13 protein-coding genes are annotated in these 16,361 nt (G+C 73.1%); 3 read left to right on the top strand and 10 right to left on the bottom strand.

Features of this window, described 5'->3' with window-relative positions:
• The first annotated feature begins 63 nt into the window (after window positions 1-63).
• Window positions 64-1,158, top strand: coding sequence for a peptidoglycan DD-metalloendopeptidase family protein (locus Dsi01nite_RS11225; RefSeq protein ID WP_203846031.1), 1,095 nt, complete (start codon window positions 64-66; stop codon window positions 1,156-1,158).
• A 316-nt stretch (window positions 1,159-1,474) separates the two neighbouring features.
• Here the strand turns inward: Dsi01nite_RS11225 and Dsi01nite_RS11230 are convergent, their stop codons facing one another.
• Window positions 1,475-2,083: a DUF2867 domain-containing protein gene (locus Dsi01nite_RS11230; protein ID WP_203846032.1), complete on the bottom strand. Its 609-nt coding sequence runs from the start codon at window positions 2,081-2,083 to the stop codon at window positions 1,475-1,477.
• A 75-nt stretch (window positions 2,084-2,158) separates the two neighbouring features.
• On the opposite strand from Dsi01nite_RS11230, the gene Dsi01nite_RS11235 reads away from it, so the two are divergent.
• A complete protein-coding gene (locus Dsi01nite_RS11235; protein ID WP_203846033.1) occupies window positions 2,159-2,719 on the top strand; it encodes a TetR/AcrR family transcriptional regulator in 561 nt (186 codons plus the stop codon).
• A gap of 62 nt (window positions 2,720-2,781) precedes the next feature.
• Here Dsi01nite_RS11235 and Dsi01nite_RS11240 read toward each other — a convergent pair whose 3' ends face one another.
• The 3 genes from Dsi01nite_RS11240 to Dsi01nite_RS11250 all read right to left on the bottom strand — a co-directional run bounded on the left by Dsi01nite_RS11240 (window position 2,782) and on the right by Dsi01nite_RS11250 (window position 6,491).
• The gene (locus Dsi01nite_RS11240) at window positions 2,782-4,539 is read right to left on the bottom strand and encodes a diguanylate cyclase domain-containing protein (RefSeq protein WP_203846034.1); all 1,758 of its coding nucleotides are present in this window, start codon (window positions 4,537-4,539) and stop codon (window positions 2,782-2,784) included.
• Between the two features lie 84 nt (window positions 4,540-4,623).
• Complete coding sequence (locus tag Dsi01nite_RS11245; protein ID WP_203846035.1) at window positions 4,624-5,829, bottom strand: sensor histidine kinase; 1,206 nt, start codon at window positions 5,827-5,829, stop codon at window positions 4,624-4,626.
• On the bottom strand, window positions 5,826-6,491 hold the full coding sequence (locus Dsi01nite_RS11250; protein WP_203846036.1) for a response regulator transcription factor: 666 nt from the start codon (window positions 6,489-6,491) through the stop codon (window positions 5,826-5,828). Before Dsi01nite_RS11250 ends, Dsi01nite_RS11245 begins: the two co-directional genes overlap by 4 nt.
• Before the next feature lie 161 nt (window positions 6,492-6,652).
• On the opposite strand from Dsi01nite_RS11250, the gene Dsi01nite_RS11255 reads away from it, so the two are divergent.
• Window positions 6,653-8,020 (top strand): outer membrane protein assembly factor BamB family protein, encoded by a 1,368-nt coding sequence (locus Dsi01nite_RS11255; RefSeq protein ID WP_203846037.1) that lies wholly within the window; start codon window positions 6,653-6,655, stop codon window positions 8,018-8,020.
• A 10-nt stretch (window positions 8,021-8,030) separates the two neighbouring features.
• Here the strand turns inward: Dsi01nite_RS11255 and Dsi01nite_RS11260 are convergent, their stop codons facing one another.
• The 6 genes from Dsi01nite_RS11260 to dxs all read right to left on the bottom strand — a co-directional run bounded on the left by Dsi01nite_RS11260 (window position 8,031) and on the right by dxs (window position 16,329).
• A complete protein-coding gene (locus Dsi01nite_RS11260) occupies window positions 8,031-8,432 on the bottom strand; it encodes an SPFH domain-containing protein (protein WP_203846038.1) in 402 nt (133 codons plus the stop codon).
• Between the two features lie 233 nt (window positions 8,433-8,665).
• Window positions 8,666-9,922: a PQQ-binding-like beta-propeller repeat protein gene (locus Dsi01nite_RS11265; protein ID WP_203846039.1), complete on the bottom strand. Its 1,257-nt coding sequence runs from the start codon at window positions 9,920-9,922 to the stop codon at window positions 8,666-8,668.
• Between the two features lie 25 nt (window positions 9,923-9,947).
• Window positions 9,948-11,333 (bottom strand): outer membrane protein assembly factor BamB family protein, encoded by a 1,386-nt coding sequence (locus tag Dsi01nite_RS11270; RefSeq protein ID WP_203846040.1) that lies wholly within the window; start codon window positions 11,331-11,333, stop codon window positions 9,948-9,950.
• Window positions 11,334-11,386: 53 nt separating this feature from the next.
• Window positions 11,387-12,802, bottom strand: a complete 1,416-nt coding sequence (locus Dsi01nite_RS11275) for an outer membrane protein assembly factor BamB family protein (RefSeq protein ID WP_203846041.1) — start codon at window positions 12,800-12,802, stop codon at window positions 11,387-11,389.
• A 52-nt stretch (window positions 12,803-12,854) separates the two neighbouring features.
• A complete protein-coding gene (locus tag Dsi01nite_RS11280; protein WP_203846042.1) occupies window positions 12,855-14,267 on the bottom strand; it encodes an outer membrane protein assembly factor BamB family protein in 1,413 nt (470 codons plus the stop codon).
• A gap of 109 nt (window positions 14,268-14,376) precedes the next feature.
• Complete coding sequence (dxs, locus tag Dsi01nite_RS11285) at window positions 14,377-16,329, bottom strand: 1-deoxy-D-xylulose-5-phosphate synthase (RefSeq protein ID WP_203846043.1); 1,953 nt, start codon at window positions 16,327-16,329, stop codon at window positions 14,377-14,379.
• Between the last annotated feature and the right edge of the window lie 32 nt (window positions 16,330-16,361).

Raw genomic sequence — 16,361 nt, forward strand, 5'->3', positions numbered from 1 at the left:
CGCTCGCAGTCCCCCCGGCTGCACGGCTCACTTCGTCCCCGGGGGTGCACCATGCGCAAAATCATGCTTGTCGCTGCGGTTTTTCTGGCCTCGTTCGCGCCGGCCGTCGACGCCCACGCCGCTCAGGCCGCCACGGTGGTCTCCCCCAAGCGCCCACTGAACGTCCGGGCCGGCAGCGCCGTGTGGACCGCCCAGGTGCGGACCCTGCCGCACGGCGCCGCGGTCTCCATCGACTGCCAGGTCAAGGGCCAGCTGATCAACCAGGGCTCGGTCCGCGTCACGGACCAGTGGGACCGGCTCACCGACGGCTCCTACGTCTCCGACGCGTGGATCCGCCGCCCCGCCGCCGCCATCCCCGCCTGCGGCCCGGCGGCCCCGGTCGCGCCGGCCGCCGTCGCCGCCGCGGCCGCGGTCACGACGACCACGGGCACCGTCGCCTCGGGCGGCACCCCGCTGAAGGCCCGCACCGCCCCCGTGCACACCGCACCACTCATCGCCGCCCTGCCCAACGGCACCCAGCTCACCCTGGTCTGCCAGCAGCGTGGTGAGAACATCGCCGGCTCCCAGCGCGTCACGCCGATGTGGGACCGCCTGCCGGAGGGCACGTACGTGTCCGACGCCTACGTGCGCCGCACCGCCACCCCACCGCCGTGCACCGCGGCGAACCAGCCGGTCGCCGCGGCCGCCGCGCCCTCCACCGGCGGCGACTGGACCAGCCCGCTGCCCGGCTTCCGGGCCCGCCCCGGCTTCCGCACCGCCAACAACCCCAACCACATCGGCGTCGACATCATGTCGTTCACCGGCACCCCGATCCACGCCGCCTCGGCCGGCACCGTCCTCGAGGTCGTCTGCAACATCGAGGCCGGCCACAGCTGCGACCAGGCCGGCAGCGCGTCGATCGGCGGCTGCGGCTGGTACGTGAAGCTGCAGCACGAGGGCGGCATCTCGACCCTGTACTGCCACATGGTCCGCAAGGCCCTCGTCCAGCCCGGCCAGAAGGTCAAGGCGGGGCAGGTCATCGGCTACGTCGGCAGCTCCGGCAACTCGTCCGCCCCGCACCTGCACTACGAGGTCCACATCAACGCCCCGCCGACCGGCCCGCAGAACGCCATCGACCCGCTGCCGTTCATGCGCACCCACGGCGCGGAGATCGGCTGATTCTTCCGCGGCGGCCTTCGGCCGGAAGAGCAGTGGGGGATTCTCACCCCACACCCCCAATGCTCGCGTTGCTCGCACGACCTGCGCCCCGAGGGCGCGGTCGACTCGGACGCGTGCGCGTGGCCTATGAAGACCGGGGGTCCAGGTTCGAGGCGCTCAAGGTCTGTCGTCCGGCTCGCCCGCCCTGCGCGCGAGACGACGGAGGCGGGTCCGACCACCGGACCGGGCGCTGCCCCCGCTTCCTGCGGATGGGCCTGCCCTGTTGACCTTGGAGACTTTGTCCTGCCTGGGCGAGACAAAGTCTCCAAGGTCAAACTTAGGCAGGGGTGGATTGCCAGCGGTGGGCGATGGATTTCAGCAGGGCCGGGTAGACGCCGAGGTAGCGGAACGGTTTGATGGCGGCCATGTAGGCGGTGCCGAACTTGCCGTTGGGCTTCACGAGGACGGTCATCTGGCCGTGGTGGCCGCCGGCACCGTCGGGGACCCAGCCGATGTGCATGACGGTGTGCACGGTCTTGTTGGCCATCTCGGCGGCCCACTCGTCGTGGGTCTGGAACACGAAGGTGAACGGGACGGCGCGCAGGTCGGGGCCGCGTGGGGCGTCGCGCAGGTCGGCCGGGAGCCGGTCGCGCAGTGAGCCCACCCGGGTGCCGAGGCCGGCGTCGGGCTTGTCCCAGCCGAACCAGGCGCCGAGCTTCCAGCGGGTCGCGAACAGTGCCCGCGGCAGCAGCCCGGGGACCGGTGTCGGGCCGGCTCTACCCGGGGCGGCAGCGTCGCCGCCGGGTGAGAGCTGGCGGATCAGGCGGGGCAGGTCGTCCGGGCCGCCCGGGGTCGGTAGCGCCCAGACGTCCTCGACCTGGAAGTCGGGGGCGATCTCGTGGATGCGCCAGGGGCGGGACGTGTGGGCCGTCTTGGGAAGTCGCATGAGCAGGATCCCCCATCTGTACGGTGCCGTATAGATCTAGACTATACGGCACCGTACACATGAAGGAGCGACAGGATGGCCGTGGCCCGGACCGCACGTGGCAGATGGGTCGAGGAGGGGCTGCGCGCGCTGGCCACCGGAGGGCCGGAGGCAGTGCGGGTCGAGGTGCTCGCCCAGGCGCTCGGCGTCAGCAAGGGCGGGTTCTACGGGTACTTCACCAACCGCGACGCGCTGCTCGACGAGGTGCTCGACCTGTGGGAGCGGGAGGTCACCGACACCGTGATCGAGCAGGTCGAAGACGGCGGCGGGGACGGCCGGGCCCGCCTGGAGCGATTGTTCGCGATCGTCGCCACGGCCGGCGGCGCGTCGGCCCGGGGCGTCGCGGCCGACCTCGCGATCCGCGACTGGGCCCGCCGCGACGAGGCGGTCGCCGCCCGCCTGCGGCGGGTCGACAACCGCCGGATGGCCTACCTGCGGTCGCTGTTCTCCCAGTTCTGCGAGGACCCCGACGACGTGGAGGTCCGCTGCATGCTCGCCTTCTCCCTGCGCGTCGGCGTCCACCTGATCGCCGCCGACCACAACGGTCGCAGCCGCGCCGAGATCATGGCCCTGACCAGACGGTGGCTGCTGCGGTAGCGGCCCTGTTGACCTTGGAGACTTTGACACGCCAGGACGTGTCAAAGTCTCCAAGGTCAAACTCAGCCGGCGCGGTGGCGGCCGGGGCGGTCGGGGCCGCGCTTGGCCGCGTACATGGCCTGGTCGGCGGTGCGCAGCACCTCGTCCGGGTCCTCGCCGGGATCGGCGAGGTGCAGGCCGACGCTCGCGCCGATGCGGACCTCGTGCCCGGCGACGTCGAACGGCGCCGCGATCGTCGCGCGCAGGCGGGTCGCCAGGGCGTCGACGTCCTCACCACCCACGACGCCGGGGAGCAGCAGGACGAACTCGTCGCCGCCGACCCGGGCGAGGACGTCGGTGGGGCGCAGGCAGGCCGACAGCCGGTCCCCGACCTGGCGCAGCAGCTCGTCGCCGGCCTCGTGGCCGAGCTCGTCGTTGACGGGCTTGAAGTCGTCCAGGTCGACGAAGAGCACGCCGACCGGCGTGTCCTGCAGCGACGCGGTCAGTCGTTCCTGCAGGCGACGGCGGTTGGGCAGGCCGGTGAGCGGGTCGTGGTGCGCGTCGTGGGCCAGCCGGTCCTGCATCTCGCGGCTGTCGGTGATGTCGCGGGCGTTGATGACGACGCCGTTGAGGGCGGCGTTGTGCAGCTGGTTGGAGGCGGTGAAGTCGAACCAGCGGTGCCTGCCGTCGGCCTGCAGGACGCGGACCTGCATGCGCTCCAGGCCGCCCTTCTCCGTCAGCAGCGCGGCGAACCGGTCCCGGACGTGCTGGCGGTCGTCCGGGTGCAGCAGGTCGAACACCGACGAGCCGACGGCGACGAAGCCGAGGATGCGTTTGCCGCTCGGGCTGGAGTACTCGACGCAGCCGTCGCCGTCCAGGACGGTGACCACGTCCGGGGCGTGCTCGACCAGCGCGGCGAAGCGTTCCTCGGCGCGGCGGCGCACCAGCTGCGAGCGGTACCCGAGGACGGCCAGCCCGACCACGCCGACGAGCAGCATGGTCAGCAGGGCCAGGTTGATGGTGAGGCTGCGGTTGCGGACCGGGCCGTCGAAGGTGGCGGTGGACTGGGTCCGCACGTACGCCCAGCCGCCCGGCAGCCCACCGTGCACGGCGGCGATCATGGAGCGGCCGTTGGCGCGGTACGTGACGAACACCGACTGGTCGGAGCCGATCTTCTTGATGATCTCGGAGTCGACGAGGGTGCCGAGCGCGGCCGGGTCGCTGGACGCGCCGACGGTGCCGCCGGCGTCGACGACGAGCGACAGGTGCGACGGGTCGCTGAGCTTCTCCAGGTACACCTGGAGCTGCCCCTTGCGGACCGGGATGAAGCCGTAGATCAGCGCGACCGGGTCACTGCCGACGACGATCGGCACGGCGACCGCCTGGACCAGGGTGTCCTTGACCGTCATCAGCGAGGAGAAGCCGGGCCTGCCCAGCGCCAGGCCGGAGATCAGTGGCTTCCAACCGATCGCCGCCCGGTCCGGGAACATGTTCGAGGGCTTGGTGGCGTTGATCGGGTTGCCGGTCAGGTCGGTGAGGACCACGCCGTACGTGAAGAACGTCGACTTGTTCGCGTATTCGAGGAGGGCGGCCCGGTCGCCGGCGTCGCCGGGGGTCAGCGACAGCGGCCGGCTGGTGACGAAGTCGTTGAGCTCCTTCGCCGACACGAGCAGCAGCTGCTCGACCAGGCCACCGTTGTTGGTGGCGAGGGCGAGGGTGTCGGCGCGGTGCACAGTCTCCGCGGCGCGTAGCGCGGAACGGTTGACCGAGATGCCGACCGCGCCGATGGCGAGCAACAGGGCGGCGCTGATGCTCACGACGAGCCAACTCCGCAGCCGCATCCGGTTTCCTCCGACTCGTCCTGTGGAGGTCTCATCGGCCGCGCCCGGGTCAGAACTGAGAAACTGTGCCCGCGATCACAACGATCACGTGGTGGGTTTCACCGGCGCGGTGCCGGTCAGCACCGGGGTGACCGCGGCGGCCGGGAGGCTGACGGTGACCTCGAGGCCGCCGCCGTCCAGGGCGACGGCGCTGGCCCCGCCACCGTGTGCCTCGCACACCGCCCGGACGATCGACAGGCCCAGCCCGGAGCCGCGGGCGCCGGTGCGTTCCCGCCCGCCCCGACGGAACGGCTCGAACAGGACCGGCACGTCGGCCGGGTCGACCTCGAAGCCGGTGTTGCCGACGACGAGCCAGGCGAGGGTCTCGTCGGTGCCGGTGCGCACCCAGATCCGCCCGCCGAGGTGGTTGTACCGCACGGCGTTCTCGACCAGGTTCCCGGCGAGCCGTTCGAGCAGGCCGGGGTCGCCGACGACCCGCGCGGGGGCGAGATCGGTCGTCACGTCCAGGGTGAGCCGCTTGATCTCCTTGCCCATCGCCGACATGGCGACGGTGACGCCGGTGGCGAGGTCGGTGGGGACCTTCCGGCCGAGTCTGCGGCCCGCCTGCGCCTCGGTGCGGGCGAGCAGCAGCAGCGACTCGACGAGGGCGTTGGCCCGCATGGAGGCGTCCCGCACGACGTTGGACATGCGGCGGAACTCCTCGACGTCGGCCTCGGGGTCGTCGAGGGTCACGTCGACCTCGGTCCGCATCACCGCGAGGGGCGTCCGCAGCTCGTGCGAGGCGTTGGCGACGAACCGTTTCTGGGTCTCGAACGCCTCACCGATCCGGTCGAGCATCGCGTCGAACGTCTTCGCCAGCTCCGACACCTCGTCGTCGGCGCCGTCGTAGTTGATCCGGGCGTCGAGGGTCTCCCCGGTGAGCCGCTGCGCGGTGGTGGTCACCTTCTGCAGGGGCCGCAGCGCCCGGCCGGCGACGACGTAGGCGCCGGCGACCCCGACCGCGCCGATGAGCAGCAGCGCGAGGCTGCCCCGGGTCACCAGCTCCCACTCGGCGGCCTCGGCGAGCTCGGTCTGCCACTGCCGGGCGTCGACCTCGGTGCCGTCCTGCAGCACGATCCGGGTGCCGGGCTGCAGCTCGTCGGCGGGCCGGATCGCGCTGTCGACGAGGATGTACGCGAGCACGACGAGCACGAGCCCCGCCCCGACCAGCAGGATCCCGTTGAGCAGGGTGAGCCGCAGCCGCAACGTCGGGCGGAAGAGGGCGGCGCGGCGGGCGTCATACACCGTCACTGTGGTGTCCGCGTCCGGTAGCCGGCGCCGACGACGGTCTCGATGAGCGCCGGGTCGCCGAGCTTCTTGCGCAGGGTCATCATCGTGACCCGCACGGTGGTGGTGAACGGGTCGGCGTTGGCGTCCCAGACCCGTTCGAGGAGCTCCTCGCTGGACACGACCGCGCCGCGGGCCTTCAGCAGCTCCTCCAGCAGGCCGAACTCCTTGCGGGTCAGGTCCAGCGGCTGCCCGCCGCGGGTCGCGACCCGTTTGGCCTGGTCGAGCACGAGGTCGCCGATGGTCAGCACGGGCGGCGCGGCCGGGGTGGCCCGGCGGCCCAGCGCCTGCACGCGGGCGACGAGCTCGTCGAAGGCGAACGGCTTCGGCAGGTAGTCGTCGGCGCCGATCTGCAGCCCCTCGACCCGGTCGGCGACGCTGCCGCTCGCGGTCAGCATCAGGACCCGGGTCAGCGCCCCGGACGCGACGAGGTCGGCGCAGATGTCGTCGCCGTGGACGCCGGGGAGGTCCCGGTCCAGCACGACCACGTCGTAACGGGTCACCATGGCCATCTCGTGGCCCTGGGTGCCGTCGTAGGAGACGTCGACCGCCATGCCCTGGCGGCGCAGGCCCCGCACGATCGCGTCGGCGAGGTTCTGCTCGTCCTCGACCACCAGCACGCGCACGCCACATCACCCCCACCCGGTCGGGCCAGTGTCAGGCACCGGCTGTGAAGTCCGCGTGAGCCGCCCAGCGGAGCGGCCCGGGCCGCCGCCGGAGGTGGCGGCCCGAGCCAACGTATACCGCACCGTTGGCGACCATGGTCCGCACCAGGCACCCTGATGATGTGGAAGAGCGGCTGATCGATCTCGGAGTGGTCACCGACAACGCCGACCAGATCGACATCGGGCCGCCACCCGTGTTTCCCGGCCGGCGGCAGTGGCCGTTCGTGATGATCCTCGCGCTGCTCGCGACGTTCACCGGCGGCTCGGGCGCCCGCACCTCCGTGGAGTCGCTCGGCGTCCTCGCGGAACACACCGTCGGGTTCGTCGCCGACCGCGGCGCGCTGTACGCGTTGCGGGAGGACCCCGCGGTCACCGCGTACGACTGGGGCACCGGCGAGCAGCGCTGGAGCCGCACGATCCCGCCGAACGCCGGCCAGGTCTACCTCGCCGCGGACCGCGCCTACATCCGGCACCGGCCGTGCACCGACGCCACCGGCTGGAGCCTGGAGCGCCTCGACCCGGCCGACGGCCACCAGCAGTGGATCGCCGCCGGGGCTCCGGTCGCGGTGCTGCGGATCGAGCAGCGACCCGGTCTGCTGCTGGTCGACGAGCGCGCCAGCACGTGCCCACCGGCGGTGCCGCTGCGCAACAGCCCGCAGACGCCGGTGCATCTCGCGGCGATCGACGCGGAGAGCGGCGTCGTGCGGTGGCAGTTCCAGATGCCGGTCGGCGGCCGGCTGGTCTCCCCCGACGTGCCCGGCAACGACTGGTTCGCCATCTGGTACCCGGACGGCCACACCGAGATCCGGGCCGCCGCGACCGGCGCGGTGATCAGCGCCGCGGAGGTGCCCGAGCTCGCCGACGGGCCGCCGCAGAGCGTCCGCATCGTCGGCGACCTGCTCGTGATCGTCTCGGTCCGCCTCGACGGCGCGTTGATCACCAGCTACGGGCACGCGCCCCTGGCGTACCGGTGGCAGAAGCTCTTCCAGTCCGCCGAGCCGGTGCCGATCGCCGAGATCGCCTACGGTCCCGTCGTCGTCGCGTGCGGGCCGATGGTGTGCGTGCCGAACTGGCGGGACATCGCCGTGCTCGACCCGCGCACCGGCGAGCAGCGCTGGCGTCGCACGATCCAGCTGGACGCGGTCGGCCCCGGCGTGCTCGTGGCCCGCGACCGCGAGGACTTCATGCGGATCCGGATCGTCGACTGGCAGACCGGCGTCGACCGCGCCGAGCTCGAAGGCTGGGGCCTGGTGCCGATGGCGACCGACGGCAATGACGACGCGGCCGGCACCGCCGCCGCGGCCGGCACCACCTATGCCCTGGTCCAGAAGCCCGACGGCGAAGGCTCCCGGATCGCCCGGGTCAACCTGCACACCGGCGAGGTCGAGGTCATCGGCCAGATCCACCCGATCCCGTCGCGGTGCGCGATGCGCGGGCACCGCCTGTCCTGCCTGGCCGGCGGCGACAGCGTCCACCTGTGGAAGCTGTAGCCGCCGGGCGTCAGTCGCCGTGCAGGACCAGGGTCGTGCCGGCCTGCTCCGCCGCCTGCAGGGCGCGCAGCCGCAGCAGCGACGGGTGGTCCTCCAGCAGCTTCGCCGTGTTCGCGAGGGAACGCAGCGCCGCGGCCTCGGCGCGGGCGCGTTCGAGGTCGGCCCGGCCGCGCTCCTTGGCCAGGGCGGTGTCGGCGTACGCGCGGCGCAGGTCGCCGGGCAGCATGACGTCCCGCACGGTCACCTCCAGCACGTCGACGCCGACCTCGGCGGCGGTCGGCGCGAGCGCGGCGGTCAGCCGGGCGGGCAGCTGCGGGCGGGCGGCGAGGAGCGACTCCAGGTCGGACTCGGCGACGGCGGCCCGCAGCTCGACCTGGGTGCGCAGGTACTCCATCACGGTGACCTTGGCCATGACCTGACTCCAGACAGGGGGTTGGTGCGCGACGACCGCGGGCGGGGGCCACGAAAGCCCGCAGGGCCCGCGGTCGCCGGGCCCGGTTTCCGGGTGGTGCTGGTGGAGTTGTCAGCCCCTTGGGTGGCAAACGCACGGCGCGGAACACCGACCGGCGATGCCGGGGCGCCGCAGTCGCCGTGCCTTCCGCAGGCGAGACTACGGCCCGCTCCGGGGCGCACGCAGCTCGATATTCACGGCAGCCGCAGCAGCACGACCTCGTCGGTCTCGGTGCCGCAGGCGACGAGGCCGGCCTCGATCTCGCAGCCGAGGATGCCGCCGGGCACGGACGCGGACGGCGTCGGTGCCGGCCCGCCGTCGGACCAGGCGAGCAGGGTCTCGTGGTCGGTCCGCAGGCCGAGCAGCGTCCGGGGTCCGTCGGCGGCGAGGAAGTGCCAGCCCGGCGGGACGGTGCGCCCGGTGTCCGCCGGCAGGATCAGCGCCCCGCCGGGCGCGACGGCAAGGGGGGTCCTCGGCACGATCCACAGCAGGGCGCCGCTGGCCGGGTCGACGGCGGCGGTGCGCTCGCCGCTGACGCACAGCGCCGCGTCGCACGGCAGGACCGTGATCGGCCCGTTCGGGCCGGTCGGCACCTGCGCCTTCCACAGTTGCACGAGCTCGCGGGTGTACGCGGTGAGCCAGGTGCTGCCGTTCGCCACGTCCCACCGGGCGACGAGCAGCAGGTCACCGACGGCGGCGACGACGTCGTCGGCCGGCCCGGCGATGCCGGCGACGGGGGCGGTGCGCGCGCCGGTGGTCAGGTCGACCGTGCTGAGCCCGCCGGCGCCGTCCAGCAATGCCGCCCAGGTGGCGCCGGTCGCGGCGGCGTCGACGGCGACGCGCGTGCCGGCCTCGACCGGGGTGTCCCAGCCGACGAGGCCGGCCGCGTCGACGAACTGCCAGCGCAGCACCCCGGTGGTCGGGGTGTTGTCGGCGAGGGCGCGGCAACCGTCGGACCAGAGGCTGCGCATGACGACGGTGCCGGTGCCGCCGGGCGGGGTGCGGACCGGCACACCGACCGCGCGCCACTGTTCCCGGCCGGTCGCCCTGGTCACCGCGACGGTGGTGCCGGTGACCCCGGAGCGGCACAGGTCCGGGGAGAGCACCGCCAGGTCGCCGCGGATCACGACGGAGGAGAAGGTGGCCAGGCCCTCGGGGGTGAACGTCCAGCGCGGCGAGCCGTCGGTGGCGTCGAACACCTCGACGGGGGTCGGCGTGCGGTCGCTCTCGAGGACGTACAGCGCACCGCCGGCGACGTGGAACTCGCCGTTGCGCAGCGGCTGGCGGGTCACCTCGTGCGGGCGGCCGGGTGGGGGCGCCGCGGACACCAGGCTGAGCAGCAACGCCAGGACCGCGGTGAGGCCCCATCCCCGGGGCAGGCCGACGAGGTCGTCGTCGACGTGGTCCCAGCCGTCGTCGATGACGCCCAGATCGATGGTGACCGTGCTCACCGGCACGGCTCCATTGTGCGCGGGTTCAGCGCCGGTTGGGCAGTCGCCACACGGACAGCTCACCGCCGACGAGGCAGGCCAGGAACCGGCCGTCGACGGAGCACGCGGGGTCGCCGAACCAGTTCCCGGCCGTGGCGAAGACGGCGACCGTGCCGGTGGCCGGGTCGAGCTCGCCGAGGATCGCGGTGCGCTCGTCCACCGGCCGCCACACCAGCGGCCGGCTGCCGCCGGTGCCCAGGACCCGCCAGTCCGCGAGTTTCCGGACGACGGTGCCGGTGCGGCTGTCGACGATCCCGGTCAGTGTCGGCTGGATCGCGTTCATCTGGGCGAAGGTCCCGACCAGGAGGCGTTCACCGGCGAAGCCGGCGACCATACCCGGCCCGTCGAGGTGCCAACGGGGTTTCCCGGTGGTGATGTCGACGGCGGTCAGGCCGGTGCCGTCGTTGGCGCAGAAGATCCGTTCCGTGCACCGGAACAGGCTGGTGCCGCCGCCGTCACCGGCCCAGCGGAACAGCTTGCCCCCCGTCGCCAGGTCGTACACGTCGGCGCCGCGTTCCCCGGCCGGGTAGACGACCAGCCGGTCGCGGACGCGTCCGGAGCCGTCCAGCCAGCCGGAGCCCAGCATCGCCGAGCGGCCCGACCAGTCCAGCTGACGGGTCTCGGTCACCGCGCCGGTCCGGGCGTCCCGCCGGGTCAGCTGCCCCGTCGGGCTCAGCTCGTCGAAGCTGACGAGCCGGGACTGGTACGGGCTGGCCCAGCCCAGGTCGACGTCGCGGCCCTCGGGGATGGTGACGTCCCAGACGACGGTGCCGGTCCGCGCCGCCAGCCCGAGGAACCGCCGCTCCGGCGTGGTGCGGGCGTAGTTGACACCCGGATCCTGATCGGGGAGGCCGGTGATGATGGTCGGCGTCGTGCTCCGCACCTCCTCGACGACCACGACCGCGGCGTTGGTGCCCTGGAACCCGATCCGCGGCCGGGACCACAGCTCCTTGCCGGTCGCCGCGTCGAGGACGACGAGGCCGTTGGAGACGCCGTCGCCCGTGCTGGACTCTGTCAGCAGGAGCACCACGTCGGGGCCGGCCACCGCCGTCTGCTGGAGGTCGGTGGAGTGTTCCCAGAGCAGCGCGCCGTCCGACGCCCGCCGCGCCTCGATCATCGGGCCGGGGGCGGTCGGCTGGTATCGGGCGATGATGAGCCGCCCGCCGGCCAGCTGCGCCTCCAGGACCTGGACCTGGACCGTGTACAGCCGGCCGCCGTCCGGGAGCGGCCCGCCGGCGACGAGCACCCCGAGGGTCACGGCCAGGACCGCGGCAGCGGCCACCCAGCGGGCCTGGAGCCGGCGCCGGGGTGCGGGCGGCTCCGGCGGCTCCCACGGGACGCTGAGGTCGAGTTCGATCACGGAGTCCGTCACGTGGATGAGACTGTCATGGATGGCCACCGGGTTGCCTGCCCCGACCGGCGAATTCATCGGCCCGGGTGCCGCGGCGGCAGGTGCCACACGGTCGCCTCGCCGACCATGACGCACGCGAGGATGTCGCCGCGGGTGCTGCACTCGGGCGGGCCGTACCAGTCGCCGGCCTTGCCGAACACGGCGATCCGCCCGGTCGCCGGGTCGAGCTCGCCGAGGATCGCGGTGCGTTCGTCGACGGCGCGCCACAGCAGGATCCGATCGGCCGGCGCCCGGTCGATCAGCCGCCAGCCGGTGAGCTCCACGGTGACGGCGCCGGTCCGGGCGTCGGCGATGCCCAGCCGGCCCGGCATCGAGTCGGGCTGCTCGTAGGTCCCCACGACGAGCCGGTCGCCCCTGGTGGCCATGACCTGCGTGTAGCCGTCGAGCCGCCACGCGGACCGGCCGGTGCTGCTGTCGTAGGCGGCGATGCCGTGCTCGGTCGTGGCGCAGAACAGGTCCTTGGCGCACTGGTAGAACCCGTCGTAGAGCGTGACGTCGGTGCGGAACAGCCGCCGCCCGCCGGGCAGGGCGAACACGAGCCCGCCGCGCTCCCCGTCCGGGTAGACCAGTGCCCGGGTCGTGGCCGCACCGGGGGCGACGAACCAGGCGTAGCCGGTGCTGAACATGGCGGGGGTGCCGGACCAGTCCAGCTGGTGCGTCGCGACCACCGCACCGGACCGGATGTCCCGGTGTGTCACCAGGCCGGTCGGGTCGAGCTGTTCGACGCCGGTCACGGAGCCGGCGGGGTACTGGGCGTCGCGGGTGAAGTCGAGCAGCGTGCCGGGCGGTGTGGTGAGCTCCCAGACCGGTTCCCCGGTGCGCTCGTCGAGCACGAGGACGTGCCGGGGTTGCGGGTCTCCGGCGTGGTTGATGGTCGGGTCGGGCAGTTCCCCGCCCTCGACGATCTCGATGATCTTCCCGGGATCGGGCATGTCCTCGACGACGAGCAGCCCGCCGGCGGTGCCGGTGAGCCCCGTCCGCGGCCGGGTCCACAGCTGCCGGCCAGTCGCCAGGTCGAGGCCGGTCAGGGTGCTGGTGTAGCCGCGGTCCGACTCGGAGTGCCGGATCATGATGAGCACGCGGTCGCCGGCCGTCAGGTACATCTGCTGCAGGTCGGCCGGGACGTTCCAGAGCACCTTGCCGTCCGACAGCCGCCGCCCCTCGATCCGCGTGCCGGAGAGCGCCTGCTGATATCGGCCGACGATCAGCATGTCGCCGGTGACCATGACCGTGCGCACCTGGTCGTCGATCTGATACAGCGGCCCGGTCCGCGGTTTCGCGCCGGCCGCGGTGAGCCCGGCGGCCACGACGGCGAGCACGGTGAGCGCCGCCAGCCAGCGCGTCCGGAGGCGGAACCGCAGCGGCGCCCGGGGAGGCTCGGGCGGCTCCCACGGGCTGCTGAGGTCGAGCTCGATCACGGTCTCTGCCACGTTAGCCAGAGTCCCATGTCCGTCCCCGGGTTGCGTGCGGCGAGCCGCCGGCTCAGGGCGTCCCGCGGTGCCGCGCCGGCAGCCGCCAGACGGACAGCGCGCCGAGCTGGACACACGCGAGTGTGTCGCCGGCGGCGCCGCACTGGGGCGGGCCGTACCAGTTCCCGGCGCGGCCGAACACGGTGACCCCGCCGGTCGCGACGTCGAGCTCGCCGAGCACGGCGGTGCTCGGGCCGATCGGCTGCCACAGCAGGATGCGTTCCGCGGACGCGTCGACGATCATCCGCCAGCCGCCGAGCGCCGCCGTGACGGCGCCGGTCCGCGCGTCGACGACGGCGAGCTGTCCGTACGTTGCCCCTTCCGGCTCGAACGTGCCGACGACGAACCGGTCGCCGACGATGGCGGCGATCTCCGTGTAACGGTCGAGGTGCCATCGCGGCCGGCCGGTGGTGGCGTCGTAGGTGGTGATGCCGTTGCCGCTGGTGGCGCAGAACAACGCGGCGGCGCACTGGTAGATCCCGGCGAACATCGAGGCGTCGGTGCTGAACAGGGCCCGCCCGCCGGCAAGGTCGAACACGATCCCGCCGCGCTGCCCGTCCGGGTGGACGACGGCCCTGGCCGCGCCCCGCCGGGGGGCGGCGTACCAGCCCGCGCCGATGTGGAAGGCGGCCGGGGTGCCGGACCAGTCCAGCTGGTGGGTCGCGCCGACCGCGCCGGAGCGGATGTCCCTGCTGGACACGAGCCCGGACGGGTCGAGCTGGTCGACACCGGTCACCTGACCGGCGGGATACCGGCCGTCCCAGGTGAAGTCGAGCACCACGCCGGGCGGTGCGGTGAGCTCCCAGACCGGTTCCCCGGTGCGCTCGTCGAGCACCAGGATGTGCCGGGCCGGCCTGCTCAAGGCCTGGTTGACGGTCAGGTCCGGGGTCTCGCTCGTGGCGACCGTGATGACCCTCCCCGGATCGGTCATCTCCTCGGCGACGACCAGGCCGCCATGGGTGCCGAGGACCGACGTCCGCGGCCGGGTCCACAGCTGCCGGCCGGTGGCCTGGTCGACGGCAGTGAGCGTGGTGGTGTAGCCGCGGTTCACGTTGAACTGGCGGACCAGGATCAGCGCGGTGGCGCCGAGCATCGCGAACTGCTGCTCCTGGTCGGTGGTGATGCTCCAGAGCACCTTGCCGTCCGACCGCCGGCGGCCCTCGATCGTCGGGTCGCCTCCCGGCTGCCGTTGCCGGTTGACGACCAGCAGGTCCTTGGCGACGGTGACGCCGGCGACCGGCTGATCGACGCGGTAGAGCGGGCCGGTGCGGGGCTTCGCGCCCGACGCGGCGAGCACACCGGCCGCGACGGCGAGCACCGCGCAGGCCACCACCCATCGCGACCGGAGCCGGAACCTCAGCACCGGGGGTGGCTCGGGCGGCTCCCACGCACTGCTGAGGTCGAGTTCGATCACCGGCTCAGCCACATCGACCAGCCTCCCATGTCCGGCCTGGGGCTGCTGCCCGGCCGTGCGCTGGGGGTACCCACGCGAAACGGCGGATCCAGGAAGGATCCGCCGTCGGTCGCGGTGTCGATCAGCGCCGGGCGCGGGCCGGGATGGTCGGCTGCTCGGTCTCGTCGAGGCGGCTGACCCACTCGGTGACCTGGCGGGACACGTCCTGCGCGGTCAGGCCGATCTCGGCCAGGATCTCGGCGCGCGTGCCGTGCGGGTGCCAGGCCTGCGGGACGCCGAGGTCCTTCAGCGGCACCCAGACGTCGGCGTCGCGCAGCGACTTGGCGATCGCGTCGCCGACGCCGCCGGTGCGCACGCCGTCCTCGATCGTGACCACCAGGCGGTGCTCGCGGGCCAGGCCGACGAGCTCGACCGGGACCGGGCGGACCCAGCGCGGGTCGACGACGGTGACGCCGTAGCCCTGCTCGGCGAGGCGGGCGGCCGCGTCGACGGCGAGGTGCGCGAACGCGCCGACGCTGACCAGCAGCACGTCCTTGCGCTCGTGCTCGCTGAGCACGTCGACCCCGCCGAAGCCGTCGACGCCGCCGACCCGGCGCACCGCCGGCAGGTCCGCCGGGACGGCACCGGTCGGGAAGCGCACGATCGTCGGGCCGTCCTCGATGCTGACGGCCTCGCGCAGCTCCTCGCGGACGGTCTGCGCGTCGCGGGGCGCGGCCAGGCGCAGCCCGGGCACCACGCCGAAGACCGCCATGTCCCAGATGCCGTAGTGCGACGGCCCGTCGGGGCCGGTGATGCCGGCCCGGTCGAGCACGAACGTCACCGGCAGCTTGTGCATCGCCACGTCGAGCAGGACCTGGTCGAACGCCCGGTTGAGGAACGTCGCGTAGACCGCGACGACCGGGTGCAGGCCGCCGATCGCGAGCCCGGCCGCGGAGGTCGCCGCGTGCTGCTCGGCGATGCCGACGTCATACGTCCGCTCGGGGTACTTCTTCATGAGCTTCGCGATGCCGGTCGGCTCCGCCATGGCGGCGGTGATGCCGACGATGTCGGCGCGCTCGTCGGCGATCGCGACCAGCTCGTCGGCGAAGACGCCGGTCCACTTGAGCTTCGCCGGGGCGAGCAGCTTGCCGGTCTCGATGTCGAAGGCGCTGCCGGGGCCGTGCAGGCAGTCGGCCTCGTCCTCCTCGGCGGGCCGGTAGCCGAAGCCCTTGCGGGTCACCGCGTGCACGATCACGGGACCGCCGAACGACTTGGCCTTGCGCAGCGCCGACTCGACCGCGACCTGGTCGTGGCCGTCGACGGGCCCGACGTACTTGATGCCGAGGTCCTCGAACATCGCCTGCGGCGCGACCGCGTCCTTGATGCCCTTCTTGACCGCGTGCAGCACCTCATACAGCGGGGGGCCGACCAGCGGCGTCCGGCCGAGGGAGTCCTTGACCAGGTCGAGGACCTTCTCGTAGCTCGGGTTGAGCCGCAGGTTGGACAGGTGGTCGGCGAGCCCGCCGATCGTCGGCGAGTAGGACCGGCCGTTGTCGTTGACGACGATCACGAGCGGGTTCTTGGCGCCGGCGATGTTGTTGAGCGCCTCCCAGCACATACCGCCGGTGAGGGCGCCGTCACCGACGACCGCGACGACGTGGCGGGGCTCGCCACGCAGCGCGAACGCCTTCGCCAGACCGTCCGCGTAGGACAGCGCGGTCGAGGCGTGCGAGTTCTCGATGACGTCGTGCTCGCTCTCCGCCTGGCTCGGGTAGCCGGTGAGGCCGCCGCGCTGGCGGAGCAGGTCGAAGCCGTCCTGGCGACCGCTCACGATCTTGTGGACGTAGGCCTGGTGGCCGGTGTCGAAGAGGATGCGGTCCTTCGGTGAGTCGAAGACCCGGTGCAGGGCGAGCGTCAGCTCGACCACCCCGAGGTTGGGGCCGAGGTGGCCGCCGGTGCGGGAGACCTTGGCGACGAGGAAGTCGCGGATCTCCGCCGCGAGGACCCCGAGCTGCTCCGTCGAGAGGTCGCGGAGGTCACCCGGACTGCGGATCGAGCTCAGCAGGGTGGCGGCCTCGGTCTCTTCAGTGCTCATGGGGCCCAACTCTAACGGGGCCTCGCATCCGC

The organism is Dactylosporangium siamense (assembly GCF_016862795.1).
GTDB classification, from domain to species: domain Bacteria; phylum Actinomycetota; class Actinomycetes; order Mycobacteriales; family Micromonosporaceae; genus Dactylosporangium; species Dactylosporangium siamense.